General features: G+C 37.6%; 12 protein-coding genes. 11 read left to right on the top strand and 1 reads right to left on the bottom strand.

The window, feature by feature from the left end:
• Positions 1 to 14 precede the first annotated feature (14 nt).
• From KI375_RS14685 to cudC, 3 genes are all read left to right on the top strand, one after another.
• Complete coding sequence (locus tag KI375_RS14685; RefSeq protein ID WP_212974230.1) at positions 15 to 1,340, top strand: ABC transporter substrate-binding protein; 1,326 nt, start codon at positions 15 to 17, stop codon at positions 1,338 to 1,340.
• A gap of 267 nt (positions 1,341 to 1,607) precedes the next feature.
• Positions 1,608 to 3,059, top strand: a complete 1,452-nt coding sequence (locus KI375_RS14680; RefSeq protein WP_212974229.1) for a CehA/McbA family metallohydrolase — start codon at positions 1,608 to 1,610, stop codon at positions 3,057 to 3,059.
• Positions 3,060 to 3,346: 287 nt separating this feature from the next.
• The gene (gene cudC / locus KI375_RS14675) at positions 3,347 to 3,925 is read left to right on the top strand and encodes a choline uptake/conversion transcriptional regulator CudC (RefSeq protein ID WP_212974228.1); all 579 of its coding nucleotides are present in this window, start codon (positions 3,347 to 3,349) and stop codon (positions 3,923 to 3,925) included.
• A gap of 286 nt (positions 3,926 to 4,211) precedes the next feature.
• Here cudC and KI375_RS14670 read toward each other — a convergent pair whose 3' ends face one another.
• The gene (locus tag KI375_RS14670) at positions 4,212 to 5,228 is read right to left on the bottom strand and encodes a LacI family DNA-binding transcriptional regulator (RefSeq protein ID WP_212974227.1); all 1,017 of its coding nucleotides are present in this window, start codon (positions 5,226 to 5,228) and stop codon (positions 4,212 to 4,214) included.
• A gap of 401 nt (positions 5,229 to 5,629) precedes the next feature.
• Between KI375_RS14670 and KI375_RS14665 the strand changes: the two genes are divergently transcribed.
• From KI375_RS14665 to KI375_RS14630, 8 genes are all read left to right on the top strand, one after another.
• Positions 5,630 to 6,952: an ABC transporter substrate-binding protein gene (locus KI375_RS14665; protein ID WP_212974226.1), complete on the top strand. Its 1,323-nt coding sequence runs from the start codon at positions 5,630 to 5,632 to the stop codon at positions 6,950 to 6,952.
• Between the two features lie 307 nt (positions 6,953 to 7,259).
• Positions 7,260 to 8,132: a sugar phosphate isomerase/epimerase family protein gene (locus KI375_RS14660; protein WP_212974225.1), complete on the top strand. Its 873-nt coding sequence runs from the start codon at positions 7,260 to 7,262 to the stop codon at positions 8,130 to 8,132.
• Positions 8,133 to 8,225: 93 nt separating this feature from the next.
• The gene (locus KI375_RS14655; protein WP_212974224.1) at positions 8,226 to 9,599 is read left to right on the top strand and encodes an alpha-L-fucosidase; all 1,374 of its coding nucleotides are present in this window, start codon (positions 8,226 to 8,228) and stop codon (positions 9,597 to 9,599) included.
• A 315-nt stretch (positions 9,600 to 9,914) separates the two neighbouring features.
• Entirely contained in the window at positions 9,915 to 11,240 is a 1,326-nt protein-coding gene (locus tag KI375_RS14650) for an alpha-L-fucosidase (RefSeq protein ID WP_212974223.1), read from the top strand.
• 85 nt (positions 11,241 to 11,325) lie between these two features.
• Positions 11,326 to 12,660, top strand: coding sequence for an ABC transporter substrate-binding protein (locus KI375_RS14645; RefSeq protein WP_212974222.1), 1,335 nt, complete (start codon positions 11,326 to 11,328; stop codon positions 12,658 to 12,660).
• A gap of 15 nt (positions 12,661 to 12,675) precedes the next feature.
• The gene (locus KI375_RS14640) at positions 12,676 to 14,376 is read left to right on the top strand and encodes an alpha-L-fucosidase (RefSeq protein WP_212974221.1); all 1,701 of its coding nucleotides are present in this window, start codon (positions 12,676 to 12,678) and stop codon (positions 14,374 to 14,376) included.
• A 108-nt stretch (positions 14,377 to 14,484) separates the two neighbouring features.
• Positions 14,485 to 15,825, top strand: a complete 1,341-nt coding sequence (locus KI375_RS14635) for an ABC transporter substrate-binding protein (protein ID WP_212974220.1) — start codon at positions 14,485 to 14,487, stop codon at positions 15,823 to 15,825.
• Positions 15,826 to 16,431: 606 nt separating this feature from the next.
• Positions 16,432 to 17,400 carry an ABC transporter permease gene (locus KI375_RS14630; RefSeq protein WP_212974219.1) on the top strand — a complete coding sequence of 323 codons (969 nt, stop codon included), beginning with the start codon at positions 16,432 to 16,434 and terminating at the stop codon, positions 17,398 to 17,400.
• The last annotated feature ends 10 nt before the right edge of the window (positions 17,401 to 17,410 follow it).

The following is a 17,410-nucleotide window of genomic DNA, read 5'->3' as shown; positions in this document are numbered from 1 at the left end:
CAGGTGGAGAAAAAATGAAAAAGAGCAATATATTAACGGTGTTCATTGCCATGTTGGCACTTGTACTTGCGGCATGTTCGGGAGGGGCAAATAACAATGCAAGTGGATCTGGTGACAATTCAAATAATTCTCAAGGCGAAGTAACAAAAATTGAATTCTGGTATGGTCTTGGAAGTGAAGCAGATAGCAAAATGAAAGAAATCATCCAGGAATTTAATGATTCCCAGGATGAAGTTGTTGTTACACCAGTACCACAGGCAGATTATGATGAAACATTTCAAAAGGTTCAAGCCGCAATCGCCTCAGGTACTGCACCAGGAGTATTTGTCGGGGAACTTATATCCGTAAATAATTTAGGTGCTAAAGGAGTATTGGCTCCATTAAACGAATTTACTGATGAAGATCCTGATTTTGACCAAAGTGATTTCTTAGAAAAACTAATGGAACCGGGAATTATTGATGATGAAATATATGGTATTCCAGGGTATGGAACAACACAAGTGATGTATTATCGTAAAGATATTTATGAAGAAGCAGGCATTGATCCCGAGGAAGCTTATTCATCATGGGAGAACTTAGCAAAGGCATCGAAAGAATTACAAGATCAGGGCCTTGTTGACTATGGTCATCTTCCAATGTGGAAATTGGGGAACTTAATAGATCTAGCTTTAAGTAATGGTGGTACGATTTTTAATGATGATGAAACAGAAGTCCTGATTGATAGTCCCGAATGGGTTGAAGCATGGGAATTCATCCGTAAACAAGTCCATGAAGAAAAAACAATGAAGGTAAACTCTGGCGGTCAGGGTTGGGAATATTGGTATAAAACGATTGACCAAGTGATGAATGGATCGGCGGCAGGCTATACTGGTTCATCTGGTGATAAAGGTAATCTAGATTTCGATATTATTGAATCATTACCACAACCCGGTCTAAACGGTAATCCAGGTAAGCCAATTGTCAATGCTTTATATATGGCGGTTCCTGAAGCAATAAGTGATGCGGAAAAAGAGGCGGCATACAAATGGATCAGCTATTTCACAAGTCCAGAAGTAAATGCAGATTGGGCGCAAAATATTGGCTATATTCCAGTACGCGAATCTGTGATGGATGTAACGGAATATGCGGAATTTATTGAAGAACACCCATATGCGGGAATACCATATGAACAAGCACAAACAGCAAGTTTAGATTGGGTTGACCCAACAGGTGGAAAAATTGTGGATGCGCTAAGTATTGCAACAGATATGGTTGAATTACAGAATGTACCCGCTGACGAGGCTTTAAAACAGGCAAAAGAGAAGGCACAAAAAGAGTTAGACAAAGTAAATAATAAATAATATTTTTTCATAAAATGCGTGTTCAAAAAGGAAGATAAAAAAGACCAAGTCGGTTAAAAGCGCTGCCGTCCTGACAGCAACACCGACACTAGTACATCCTGTACGTCGAAAGTTCGAGGCAGCGGAGAACAAGACAATGAACTTGCGCGTGTTGCGGTGACTTCGACGTTCGACAGAGGACGTGTCGGTGCTTAGTCGAAGATCATTTATCCCGCAGTGTCATTTTTACCGGACTTTTTGAACATCCTTTAAACAGGGGTGAAATAGATGGTAAAAGAAACGTTGAAATTCGAAGTGAATCAATCATCATCAAGCAATCAACTTGCACAACAACAATCATTTCAAGTACCTAAAAATGTTCAATCTATTTCAATTGAAGTAACAACAGATAGACCATTATGGTTAAATTACATGGTTTATGATGATCAAAATGAATTACGGGCGCAATTTATGAAGATAAATGCGCCCCAACCGCTTGTGATTCATCAGGAAAAAGGAAAAACAAGCCCATATACCATATCAGGAGAGATCCATGAAGGTGAATGGATGATCGATATTGTAATTATTAGTAATGAAGAGATTGAAGCTAATAGTAAGTGGTGTGGATGTAAGATTACTTTTAATGACACTTTAGTGGAATATACACAGGCTGATGCCGCAAACTGGCAAACGAGTGAACAAACAGCATTTCAATTAAGTGGGTTTGATGAAAATAAAGTATTTAATCAGGATAGTAAATGGTATAAAGGGGATTTTCATACCCATACCATTTATACTGATGGAGAAATGACAAGGGAAGAGAATATGCTTAGTGCCAAAAATCAAAACTTGGATTTCTTTGTGGCAACAGATCATAACCTTGTCCCAACATCATGGGTAGATGGAAAAGGTATCCTAGTGATACCCGGTGTTGAAGTCACCTCCATGCTTGGTCATTTCAATATTCTAAATACCAATACGTCCCCATTTTTAAGAAATAGTATGACAGACATGATGACAGAAGAAGGCATGAATAATATCTTATCGGATGACTATGGCAATAGTATTGTCTCCATTAACCATCCTTTTCTAACGGAATGGAAATGGCTTTTACGAGAAACACCACTTGATAAGGTCGACACAATGGAAATCTGGAATGATCCAACATACAAATATAACCCACAAGCAACAGAATGGGCGTTGATCGCGTGGAATTATCTGTTGAATGATGGATATAAAATCACTGGTATCGGTGGTTCTGATTCCCACTTAAAACCCGACGATGCCTATGAAGGCAGTACAGAACCATCCTTAATTGGGGATCCTGGGACATATGTTTATTGTGAGCAACTATCAGCTGCCAATGTCGTAACAGGATTAAGAAAAGGGAATGTCACTGTATCTAGAGGTGAATTTGTCCAATTTCGACTAGGCGATTTAATCGCAGGATCTACTAGTAAAGATCTAACTGGCTTAATTCATGCACAGGTAGATACAGAAGAAGCCATTTACTTTGAATGGATTGTTGATGGAGAAAAAGTGAAGAAAGACATGACAAACCAGTCTGATTTTCCCATTAATTTTACAGATCCAGATGCTTACCATTGGATTAGGGTAGATGTCAGACATGAGGATGGCCGGTTATACGGCTTTTCCAACCCAATTTACTTCGGTGAAAAGCAACCAACAATAAAAAAATGGGGACAAATACTTGATATAATGAGTGATTACATAGAATAGAAGCCTAAGGGCTTCTATTCTATTATTTGAATGGTTATAATGAAATTATTAAATGCTATATTGTCACAAATCAGGCTATGAAGTGAGTTTTAGTAAATAAGATAATGTTTACTTTTTTGAAATTATAGGTAAATGAGTATATGTCATTATTAGGCTAGAATATTTACGAATGATAATAAGGAATCTTGTAAATGGTTAGATAATCTACATTTCGGACTATCAATGACATTACATATTATTTAAAGAATTCACCCAAGGTAGAATAAATAAGGCATAGAGGTGAAAAGGTGTTGAATAGTCAAGATGATCAGGCAAGGAAAAAAATAGCAGATATAAAAAACAAGGTTATTGGAGCCATTTCAGAAACGATGGATTTATATGGTGTCGCACCTTCAGCTGGCACACTATATGCAACAATGTATTTTAACAACGAAATGAATTTAGATGAAATGCGAGAAGAGTTGAATATGAGTAAGCCTAGCATGAGTACAGGTGTCCGTAAGCTCCAGGAAAATGGGATGGTAAAACGAATTTATCAACGAGGATCAAGGAAACATTTATACGTTGCTGAAAAGGACTTTTTTGAATCATTTGTGACATTCTATAAGAAAATGTGGGATCGTGAAGTCAGAACAAATCTGAATGTGATTATAGATGGCGAAAAGATCCTAAATGATATTATAGCATCAGACGATGTGTCAGATGAGATTAAGGATGTAGCCAAAGAATATATCGAGTTATTTGAGGAGTCAAAGATATATTATAAATGGTTAGGCAGATTATCAGATACGATTCGGTCAGGGGAAATATTTGAATTCCTGCCGAAAGAGGAAAAGCAAAGTAAGGATGAGCAGCAAGAGAAATAAATAAAGTAACTTGATAAATCTTGTATACTCTTTTACTACATGTTCTTTTGTTAGAATTTAAAATATGGAATAAAAGAAAGGGCCGAGATCTTTTCTACCTAGAAGATTATCGGCTTTCTATTTGTTATCGGAAATTGCTCAACACCATCATCTAGCGGCCCCTAGTGATAGCTTATGCTCAATCCAAAATGGCTAGAGGTTAAGATTCAATGACTTGAACTTCGTCCACCATAGTTCATAGTTCGCGTTCAATAGTCCAAGTCATCGCACAAAGACGGTCCTTTGCTTATCTCTTAAAAGCCGATGATTCCCTAAGATGAATTTCAGATGGAAGCACGATTTTTCTTGGTATTTCTGGTGCGGTATTTTCAATTCGTTCAATCAGTAATTGTGCACCTAAATAACCGAAATTATAAGAAGGTTGCTCCGCAGAGGTTAAAAAAGGTTCATTTCCTAAATAATTAGGAATGCTATCATAACAAACTACAGCGATGTCTTGTGGTATTTTGATCCCATGTACTTTTAAAAATTTAACCGCATTCATCCCAATGAAATTACTAGTCGCAAAAATGGCTGTCGGACGTTCCGCTTCAGGTAATTCAAGTAATTTTTTGATAGTCTCCGAAATATCGCTATCCTGCAAAAAATGACTCTGGTGAATCCATTTTTCATTTATTGGTAATTCATGCAGGCTCAATGTATCAAGATATGCATCATGCCGTTCTCTTGCAGTTGCAATATCTAAGGGTCCGTTGATGATCGCTATTTTTCGATGCCCTTGTTTAATTAAATGCTCCAATAATCTCCGAGTCGTCATCTCATTATCACTTAAAATTTGGTCAGAGGCTACATCATCGATATATCGGTCAAGCAAAACATAAGGAATTTTATACTTAGCCAATTTCTGTAAGTTTTTCTTCGAAGAATCATTTGCAGGAGCTGCTAAAACCCCGTCAGTCCCTGTTGAGATCAACATATCAATGTACCTGGATTCCTTTTCAACATTTTCATCACTATTACATAACATAAGCTGGTAGCCCATTTGCATCGCTTTATCTTCTGCCCCTCTGGCGATATTGGTAAAGAATGGATTGGTAATATCTGTCACCATTAAGGAGAGTATTTTTGTTTTTTTCGAGGTTAAACTTCTTGCTGAGCTATTTGGAATATAGCCTAGTTCTTTGATAACAGCTTCTACTTTTTCTCTTGTTTTTTGGCTAATGCTCCCAGAATTATTAATCACTCGAGAAACGGTCATCGCTGAGACATTGGCCTTTTTCGCTATATCATAAATCGTGACCAAATGATCGATCCCCCTTTTATATTATATGTACAAATGTACTAGCGTATTTCCTTACTCATCATTTTATATACCATAACTATTATACGCGTAATTCTGCAATATTTCATTATTGGTTTCATAAATATGGCAAGAAAAAACCAAAGGATTATATTACTGTTTAATAAGCAGTGCAATAAAACTATGGTTATCTGCACACAAATAGTTATTTGAAAGTTTCGAAAGTAAATTGACAACAAATAAATCAAATGTTAGTTTATATTTACCGGTAACCTCACTTTTTAGCAACATGTTGCATCAGAACATTTTTAAAATTTCCTTCAATAAACCTGTAACAATCTATAGGCTATGAATAAGTTATTTGATTTTTAAAAGGAATGTAAGCGATTAAGGGGGCTTTGTTAATGCAAATAAGAGTAAGTCACTGGGCATTACTTTTTGGGATTATTTTTTCAATTTCCATTATGGTTGCCTGTAGCGATTCATCTACACCATCTGAAGGAAATGAACAAAAAAAGGAAGCAAATGATGAAACACAATCAGAAGAAGAAATTACAATTAAATGGGCTTACCCATGGGGAGAAGAAGGATTTAATGAAGAAATTTTGAAATATGTAGAAGCAGAATTTCCTAATATAAAGTTTGAATATTTGGACGGTGGACCAGACCATCCGGAAACACTAGAAAACTTAATAGCTGCCGGAAATAGCCCAGATATACTTTCGATGGGGCAAGTAAACCAAATTTCAGTTTTGGACAACCTTGGATTGGCTTTTAAAATGGATGAATTAATAGAGAAAGAGAATTTTGATTTAGAACGATTTGAACCATCAATCATTGAATATGCCCGTAATCGGGATCCGAATCGTGAAGGGGGATTATATGCGATCCCTAATGGACGTGCTGTATATTCTTTGCACTATAATAAAGACGTATTTGATATTCTTGGTGTGGAATACCCGCAGGATGGTTTGACATGGGATGAAGTCATTGATTTGGCGAGAGATTTGACACGTGAGGTCAACGGGGTCCAATATCGTGGATTGGATCTTGATGTTCCTCTTGATAGTATGAACGTATTTAGTGAAAATACTGTTGATCCTGAAACGAATGAAGTTTTAATTGCAGACTCCGAAGCTGTTAGAAGATACCTACAAATGATTGATGAAGTTATCTCTATTCCTGGAAATTATCCTGCCGAAAATCCCGGTGATCTTTTGCATAATTGGGGTGAGGCATGGGGGAAAGGAGATGTAGCGATGCAGCCAGCTAGAACAGGTTGGCTTGATGAGGAAAACGTCGATATTGCTACATATCCTGTCTGGGAAGGATATGAGGGGCTGATGCCTGTAGCGAACGGTGGAGTATATGCCATTTCAGAACCAAATGAACATAAGGAAGCTTCATTGAAAGTAATTGAATATTTAATGTCAGACGAAATCCAAATGATTAAATCAAAGGAAGGAGGACATCCATCTGTATTAAAGAACCCTGAAATTCATGAAGTATATGGACAGGACAAGCCGGGTTACGCCGATAAAAATTTGCAATCGATATTTATGTATGAGAATGCAACAGGACCGTCAAGTATACCAAAATACACTGATGATGTGCTTTGGATGGCTGCAGTCGAGTTCGCCAACTCTGGAAAAGATGTCAATGAATTCATGCGCATTTTACAAGAACAAGCTGAAGCCAATGTTCGTGCGCAAATGGAACAAGAATAGTGATCTTTGTATTTTATCGATCATGCTGTGGAAACGTAGGTTTTAGATAGGAAATATATGAAAACAGCACCGGAAAGTAACATTTAAAGGTGCTGTTTTTGGCTTATATATTGTATAATCCGGTTGAGCGATTGCCAAAAAGGAATTGACAGTATACTATCATGATGTTAGTTTAATATTATCGGTAACAATTCTATTTTACACATAATGTAACCCTTTTCTAATAGGTTGTCAGTTTTGTTGAAAGAAATATTCCAATTAAACTGGAGTTGTGTGGTGGAAAATATGAATAGAGGAGTGGGAAAAGATGAAAGTAGGTCTCAGTACATATAGTTTATTAAGCGCGATCAAAGCAGGAGAAATGGATGTACTTGATGTCGTCCAATGGATTGCAGATAACGGAGGAGAACATATGGAAATCGTTCCATATGGCTTCACCCTAGTTGATAATCTCGAGCTCGCTGATGCTGTGCGTGATAAAGCAAAAGAAGTAGGCATTGAGATATCGAATTATTCGATGCCAGCCAACTTTGTCCAAGAAACAGAAGCAGAGTTTAATCAAGAGGTAGCTAGAATTAAGGAACATGTGGACTTGCTGCATCGAATGGGGATCAAGCATATGCGACATGATGTAACAGCGTTTACTTTACCACCAGAAAAAATTACAATTGAATGGTTTGAGAAAAACCTACATCTTATGGTAGAAGGCAGTCGGCAAATTGCAGATTATGCAGCACAATATGGTATTACGACAACCATTGAGAATCATGGACAATGTGTGCAACATAGTGATCGGGTGCAAAGGGTTGTATTAGAAGTAGATCGGCCAAATTTTAAAACGACGGTTGATGTCGGAAACTTCCTTTGCGTAGATGAAGACCCGATTGTAGGGGTAAAGAAAAATTTACCATTTGCTTCTCTTGTCCATTTTAAAGATTTTTATATTCGTCCTTATTATGAAAATCCTGGCGGTGGTAAATGGTTTACATCAGCGAATGGCAACTATTTAAGAGGTTCGATTGTTGGGCAAGGAGATGTGAATATACGTCAAATTGTAAAACTAATCAAGGATTCAGGTTATGATGGCAACATCACCCTTGAGTTTGAAGGGATGGAAGAATGTAGAGAAGCTTCCAAAATAGGGATGGAGAATCTAAAACGTTTCTGGGAAGAGGTTTAAAGGAGGATATCGGGTGATGCTTATCATCCGATATTCTAAAAACACATCTGTAAGCGGTGTCATCAAATCATCATAAAGGAAGGAGATGAAATAATGGTTAAAACCTATGAGAAAGTAGACATGATTGAACAAGGTGTGCATAAATACAGTGCAGCAAAAAATTGGGTAAAGCCAAAAGACCCTTTATTATTAGAGAGATTGGAGTGGTTTAAGGACCAAAAATTAGCTCTAATGATCCATTGGGGTCCGAATGCACAACTTGGGATAGGAATGTCCTGGCCACTTAGTGATGATGATAAAGAATGGTCACGGGAAACGGTCGATTGGACGGACGATGATGAAGAGTTTAAACGCCAATACATTGATTTAAATAAAACTTTTAATCCTATTCGTTTTCAACCGGATGTATGGGCTGATTTAGCTGCGAAAAACGGATTTAAATATTTGATTTTCACAACCAAACATCATGATGGATTCTGCTTGTGGGATACAAAAACAACGGATTATCGTATTACCGCAAAGGATTGTCCGTTTCATACCCATAAATATGCAGACATTACGAAAAATGTGTTTAATGCTTTTCGTGAAAAAGGTTTAGGGATTGCAGCCTATTTTTCAAAACCAGATTGGCATTCACCATATTACTGGGCCCCAGGAATGAAAAGGGGGAGCTTTACTAACCGTAATCCTTCCTATGATCCACACGAATTCCCATGGTTATGGGAAAAGTTTACTGAGTTTACGCATGAACAAATGCTGGAATTAATCTCTCATTATGGGCCAATTGATATTCTATGGTTGGATGGGGGACAAGTGAATGGTGGAAAACAGAATATTAAGGTTGAAGAGGTTGTGGAGAAAGCTCGTAAAATAAAAGCTGATTTAATTGTAGCTGACCGAACCATTGGCGGTGAATTTGAAAATTATCTTACCCCGGAACAGACGATCCCAGAGTATGCGTTGGATGTCCCTTGGGAAAGCTGTATCACGATTGGTAAAACCTTTTGTTATCGATATGATGATTACTACAAGTCATTACAGGAAATTATTCATATTTTAATAGAAGTTGTGGCAAAGGGCGGTAATTTAGCGCTTAATGTGTCACCACAACCAGACGGCAGGTTACCATTAGAAGCGATTGAGAGAATGAAAGAATTAGGGAAATGGCTTGATAGATATGGGGAGGCAATTTATAAAACAAGAATTTGTGCCCCTTATTTCACAGGAAAATTTGCTTTTACGAAAAGGGAAGATGCCGTTTATTGTTTTAGACTTTATCAGGCAGATGAACACAGGGAAAAGTACTTAACAATACCTTTTAAAGAAGAAGTTCAACAAATTGATATAGTCGGTGAAGAAGAAAATATTCCTTTTGATACGTCGGATGACGGTTTAACCATAAGAATACTAAATAATAAGCAAAGTAATGAATCCCCTATTGTTGATGTATTTAAGCTAACTACATAATAAAGCCATTGTACAGTGGCTGGGTGTTCGTATAAACGAGTAATTGGTAATGACGACGTGAACAGTTAGTGGTTATCATGGTGCAATCAGAATACCGATCATATATTGCGAGCTATACCTTTCTAAAATATCCTTGGTAATAATAGGGGGAGGTGACTAGAATGAGGGATTTGGTGTTAATGGAAAGCATCCAAGCTTTGCCCTTTCTTTTTGCACGAATATTAGCAAACAATTAAGTAGTAAACATTGTTTGTTTTAAAGGCAAATCCGACAAATAGGCAGATTAGATTAAAAGAATGCGAGGGAGATAATATTATGAATACGCAGAATACTTACGCCTCTGAACACAAAAATTGGCCAAACCATTACGGGAATCCAGAATGGTTCATTCATGATCGTTTTGGATTATTTATCCACTGGGGATTGTATTCCAGTGCCGCACGTCATGAATGGGTCATGAATCGAGAGAAAATTCACCCAGATACGTACAATAAATATTTTAAATTTTTTGAACCTGATTTGTATGATCCAAAAAAATGGGCGCAGGTGGCAAAAAATGCTGGCATGAAATACTTTGTGATTACAACAAAACATCACGAAGGATTTGCCCTTTGGGATTCCAAACTAACAAATTATAAGGTAACAAATACACTAGCGAAACGCGATCTGTTATTAGAAATGGTCAACGCTTTTAGAGAAGAAGGATTAAAAGTTGGTTTCTATCATTCTGTTATTGATTGGCATCATCCAGAGTTTCCTATTGATGGGTTGCATCCACAACGAGACGATGAAGCATTTAAAAAAGAAGCCGCTAATCGCAAGATGGAAAATTATGTTGAATATCTACATGGGCAAGTACGTGAATTATTAACGAATTATGGAAAGATTGATTATCTTTGGTTTGATTTTTCTTATCCGAATGCTGATTGGGGCTGGTCAAAAGGAAAGGGTGCGAACGATTGGAAGGCCGAAGAATTAGAAAAAATGATCTTCGAATTGCAACCAGATATTATTCTTAATGATCGACTTGATTTAGGGCGCGGAGTAAAAACACCCGAGCAATATCAACCAAATGGGCCACTTGTAGAGAATGATCAACCAATCATTTGGGAGGCTTGTCAAACACTCAATGGTAGTTGGGGGTATGACCGAGATAATTTAGATTGGAAGTCACCAGAAATGCTGATTAAAATGCTGATTGATAGTGTTTCGAAAGGAGGCAACCTCCTGCTTAATGTGGGACCCAATGGGCGTGGAGAATTTGAACAAAGATCCGTTGATATACTAAATGAAATTGGCGAGTGGATGCGCGTGCATTCGCGTTCTATCTATGGAGCAAACGCGAGTGAACTTGTTGCTCCTGTGGATTGTCGCTATACACAGAAAGGCAATCGCTTGTATTTGCATATCTTCTCTTGGCCATTTAGACACATCCATTTAGAGGGTCTAGCTGGAAGAATAGAGTATGCTCAATTGTTACACGATGCATCAGAGGTTCAATATAAAGAGCATGATCCCACTGAAGAGGAAACACATATGACGACGAGAATTACACCGGGATCTGTCACATTGGAGCTGCCAATTCATAAGCCTGACATGTCGATTCCAGTCGTTGAGATTTTCTTGAAGGAAGAAGATTAATAGAAAGGAGATGAATATCTCCTTTCTATAAAGTACGAATAAATCGAATACAAAAACAGCTATAGACAACCAAGGAGGACAAGTGATGAAGAGAAATCTTATTTTATGTGTATTATTTGTTTTTAGTATAGGTGCGTTCCTTTCTGCCTGCAGCAGTTCTGCTAAATCAGGGACTCAACAGGAGAAGAAAGAAGAAAAAGAGGAAGTTGTTACAGAGGTTTGGGATGAAGAAGGGGAGCCAACTACGGTAAAAGTTCTGTATCCGTGGGGGGAAGATGCATTTGAAGACCAAATCGTCAAACCATATAAAGACGAAATCCCAAAAAACATTACAATTGAATGTGTATGTGAAGCTGCTCAATTAGAACCGCTCCAGGAAATGAATGCGAAAGGAATTGTTCCGGATATTATTTTTGCCAATTGGGGAATTGACCCACTTGTTGAGTTGGATATGCTGGAACCAGTCGATGAGTTTGTACAAAAATATGATGTAGATTTAGATGCATTTGATGATAGCGTGATTGCTACATACCGTGCAATGGATCCAGAAGGTGAAGGTCGCTTAATCGGAATGCCAACAGTTGTTGACAGGCTTGGTTTATTTTATAATAAAGAAATTTTCGATTTATTCGGGGAGCCTTATCCAGATCCAGAAAAACCAATGACTTGGGCTGAAGTACATGACCTTGCCGCAAAGCTGACTGGAGAAAGAAATGGCGTTCAGTATCGCGGATTGGAAATGGGCTCAGGACTCACAACCTATGAAGCTACGGTTCCATTAAAAGAATTCGGAATTAATTGGACAGATCCGGAGACAGGAGAGGTTTTGATGGATGAATCTCCTGAGGTAAAACAGTATTTGGAGCTTATGAAGCAGATTTATAATATCCCCGGACTTTACGATCCTGCCAAAGAGGCAAGAGAAATCGATAAATTTGGAGAAAAAAACGCTGCAATGGCGATTTCGTGGCCAGGTTATTTTAGATGGGGGTTAGGAGGCGTACCTGAAGAAGCAACAATGATTGATGCAGCGCCTATCCCAGTATGGGAAGAGGGAGGGGCAGGTCCTTCACTATGGGCCCATCCATATGTACTGAACAAATATAGTGAGAATAAAGACGCGGGTTTTCAGGTGATGTTGGCTATTTCCACAGTAGACAATATGGATCCACTGACAAATCCTAACAGCGAATTCAGTGAAGCACATGAAAACTATCCGATTTATGAAGGGAAGAATATGAAAGCCTTCTGGAATTACGAAGGAGCAATGCCACCTGAACAAATTAGTAAGTGGGATGATTATGTCGATCTTGCTGGAAGCTTGGAAAAATTAGCAGAGGGAAATATGGACACAAACGAATTTCTGCGGGTACTGAAGGAAGAATCTGATATCGCAATTAAAGAGGCCATGAACAATTAGATTTGGGGGTTCAGGATGTTAATAAAAGAGCAAACAAAAGAAATAGAACGTGTGAAATGGTGGAAAGAGGCCAAGTTTGGGATGTTCATCCATTGGGGGCTTTATGCAACCTTGGCAAAAGGTGAATGGGTGATGGCAGCATCCAAAATTCCTGTAAAAGAATATGAACAGTTTGCTGCACAGTTTAATCCCAGGGAATTTAATGCAAAAGAATGGGTGGGTACAGCAAAACGAGCTGGGATGAAATATATCGTCATTACAGCAAAGCATCATGATGGTTTTGCGATGTATCAATCACAAGTAGAAAAATTCAATATTGTAGACGCTACCCCATTTGAACGTGATCCGATGAAGGAGCTAGCAGAGGAATGTCAGAGACAAGGAATAAAACTATGCTTCTATTATTCTCATGTGATTGATTGGCATCATCCACATTCTGTGCACGAATACTATAACAACACATGGGATTATAAACTTGAGGAAAAAGCGTTCTATAACTATTGGCATAATCTTGCGAGGCCGCAAATTAAAGAATTACTGACACAATATGGGGATATTGGCTTATTATGGTTTGATACGGCAGGCGGTTTATCTAAAAAAGATAGTAAAGAATTGGTGGAATTTGTTCATCAGTATCAACCGAATTGCCTAGTAAACAGTAGAGTTAGCCACTGGCCGAATATAGGGGATTATCAATCAAAAGGAGATAATGAAATTCCCATGTATGGAGAAGATTCGGGACCATGGGAAACACCGATGACCTTAAACCAATCATGGGGATATAGTGATAAAGACCAGGTGTGGAAAACACCCGAATCCATTATCCGCAAGATGGTGAATATTGTCAGTAAAGGAGGGAATCTACTATTGAATGTAGGTCCATCTGCTGAGGGTGTGATTCCGGAAAAATCGGTAGAAGTATTAGAACAAGCTGGAGCATGGATCGAACGCAATGGAGAAGCAATATATGGTACAAATGCCAGTCCTTTTTCGTATGAACTTGAATGGGGAGCTGTCACAATCAAGCCAAGAAGAATGTATCTTCATGTCAATAATGAAAAATGGACAGATCACCTTAAGTTGTTTGGCTTAAAAAACAAGGTGCTGCGAGCGTATTTATTGGCAGATCAAGAAAAGGAGAATTTGTCCATCACGCAATCATATACAGAATCACTGGATCATCATATCCTTGGGATTAATTTACCAAAGGGTGCTCCTGACCAATATATTTCCATTATCGTACTTGAATTAGCTGGAAATGCTCAAGTGGATGAGCAATTTATGCAACAAGTGTCCGGTTCAGTCAATCTTGATTTAGTCCATGCGGAGACCGCTGTAGAAATGAATGAGAAAACGGCGAAATGGAATTTTAAAATCACACAGCCTGGCACTTTTAATGTGGTTTTGGTGAATTTTAAAAAAACAAATACCGTTTGGGAAGAGCATTATAATGAGGAGGTGAAGGTAGAAATAGCTGGCCAAGAGCTTAAAGGGATTCCTCAAGAAGATCAACTGATAAAAGATTCTCCAGCATGTCAATATCCATATAGCGAGGTTCATTCTGTGCTTGGGTGTATTGATATTGTCGAAACTGGAAATTTCCCTTTAACGTTAACCAGTAATAAAATACGAGAAAAATCAATTGGCACAGAAATTTGGCAAGCCGAAGCAGTTAAGTTACGCTCTATCAAATTAGTACCGATTTCTAAGCAATAAATGAATTTGTTTTTCTCTCTTCAAATCATAGGGGTGGTAAACTTCTAGAAAAACATCTTGATAGGAAAGAGAATGAATAAAAAACATTCTAATTTATGGGGGTTATCAATGATGTTGGTTCAAAAGAAGTTTGTGTTGATGATTTTTATGCTTATTTCACTGGTCATGATGTCAGGCTGTCATAATGACACGAAAGAAACTGTCCAAACAGATGCTGAGACAACAAATGATCAAACCGAAGTTCCGGAAATGCCAGATGACCCGATAACATTATCCGTTATGCTTCCCTGGGATGATGAAATGTTTGCAGACTATATTAAAGATGATGTGGAAGAACATTTTCCGAATATTACATTGGAACTGATTGATCAAACAGTAGACGCCACAGGACTTGAAGAAACTTTTTCTAAAAATATGAATCCAGATATTGTGTTAGCACATAATGGCTATGAAGTTTTAAAAGAATTCGATGTCGCTTATCCTTTGGATGATCTTGTTGAACAAAACCAGTATGATTTAGACCGATTTAGAGAGGGCCTTATTGATATAGCTCGCGCTCGCGATCCTTACGGGGAAGATAAACTTTATGGCCTGCCGTTTGAGGATCTTGTACCTGTTCTCTACTATAACAAATCTATTTTTGATCAATTTGGAGTCGATTATCCAGAAGATAATATGACATGGGATGAAGTGATTGATCTTGCCAGAAAGGTAACGGGAGAGAAGGGAGGAACAACTTATCGTGGGTTAACATTTGGCTCATCATGGTACTATTCTTTCCCGCTAAGTCAATTATCTGTCAATGGAACAGACCCAGAAACAGGTGAAGTTTTGTTTACACAAAAAGAGGAATTTACAAGATATTTAGATTTAATCGATCAGATTACTTCCATCCCGGGAAATTTTGAGCAAGGAATGGAGTCTACTTTCGTAAATCAAGACGTCGCAATGACAATGCATCATTTAACGAATATATCAAGCTTTGTAGAAGCTGGAATTGATTTTGGGATGGTGAGTTTCCCAGTTTGGAAGGATAAGCCAAATTCAGCACCGTATAAATTTATTGGCCAGACTTTAGCAATCAGCAAGCATAGTGAGAATAAGCTTGCAGCATTTAAGGTCATTGATTACTTAACCTCTGCAGAAAAACAAACGAAAAACGCAAGTGTAGGAAGGATTTCACCTTTAAAAGATCTAACAGTTATGAATCAATTTTTAAGTGAAGCATTCCCGGATCATGACTTTAATATCGAAGGCGTTTTGTCCGTTCCCCCAGCGGAACCTCCCGTTTATTCAAAATGGGGGCCAGATATTCAAGTCAACCCGAACGATTTTTATAGTGATATTGCCGTGGAATTTATCGAATCTGGTGATGATCCAACTACGGTGTTAAGACGGATGGAGGAAACTTATCAAACAAAGGTAGAAGAAGAGATGAATAAAAACTAAAATATTGTTCGCAAAGGCTTCGTCAACATAGTCTTAAGTTTTCTTCAATCAGTGAGGATGAAAAACCCCCCACTGATTGAAGTTTTTTATTAATATCTAGATAATTCGAAAAACTATTGACAATTATTTTTGTCGATGTTAAAGTAACATTACCGATAACATATAATATCAACTGTGTGAAACTACCGCCTTGTGTATGCGCTAGCATATATAAAACAAGGCATTTATTTTAAATGTATCTTGCTTTATAAGAGTGAAAAATGAACAGGTATGAAACTAGCTGAAATGATGAGGCTGGGACAAAACTAAAATGTTAAGCTCAAAAAACGAACAACACATTACCTTAACGGAAGAAATATACTGCGGGATGTAAGAGTTAGCCAGACTCCAAAAGACAAATTCTGAGGAGGAATGCATCCGTCTGCGGAAAGCGAAGTATAGTTCCGGAGCGTGTTTTATACGCGCTAGTAGTTCGATTTTTTCTTTAGTGAAAACACTTTTGTCCCAGCCACATTTTTCAATACAAATGTAAGCGATAACAATATATTGATTATTGCTATTATTTCTAGAAATCTGATTGCATTTTACTCTAAAGGAGGGTTTCACATGAGAAACATAGTACTAGCGGAAAAATCAAAGGGGGGTATTGCGCTTAAAAAAATAAAAAAGACTTCACCCATACAGAAAATGAAAAATAGCTGGCAACTGTATGTTTTATTTTTTCTTCCACTTCTCTATATTATTGTCTTTCATTATATCCCCATGTATGGCGCGACTATCGCTTTTAAAAATTTTAATCCTGTTCAGGGCATTTTAGGAAGTAATTGGATTGGTTTTGATCATTTTGAACGTTTTTTTAAGTCTCACGAATTTTGGCGAGTTATTAAAAATACGCTTATTTTAAGTTTTTACCAATTAATCGCGGGTTTTCCTTTTCCTATATTGCTTGCTTTAAGTTTAAATTATGTAAACAAAAAACACTTCAAAAAGACCGTGCAGATGATTTCTTACGCCCCTCACTTCATTTCAGTTGTTGTAATGGTTGGAATTATCCTTGTATTCCTAGAACCACAAGGACCGATTAATAGTTTACTTACCATGATGGGAATGGAACCGATTCATTTCATGGGAAATGCAGGATATTTTAAATCAATCTATGTTTGGTCGGGAATATGGCAAAGTGTTGGTTTTGGCTGCATTATCTATTTAGCTGCCCTCTCAAGTGTTAGTCCAGCCCTTCATGAAGCGGCGATTATCGATGGAGCCTCGAAATTACAAAGAATATGGCATATAGATATTCCCGGTATATTACCGATAACAATTATTTTGCTGATTCTTGATATGGGAAACATCTTGAACATTGGCTTTGAAAAAGCTTTATTATTGCAGAATCCTCTGAATTTAAGAAGCTCTGAAATTATTGATACGTATGTATATAAAGTAGGACTTGTTTCGGCTGTACCCAATTATTCCTACGCAGCTGCGATCGGATTATTTAAATCAATTATTGGTCTTATTCTAATCTATTCGGTTAATAGATTTTCGAAAAAAATAGGGCAAGAAAGTCTATGGTGATGAATCAAGG

The organism is Bacillus sp. J14TS2, assembly GCF_018333015.1.
Classification (GTDB): domain Bacteria; phylum Bacillota; class Bacilli; order Bacillales; family Bacillaceae_C; genus Lederbergia.
Note: the sequence above shows the minus strand (reverse complement) of the source record. Positions and strands in the feature narration are given on the sequence as shown.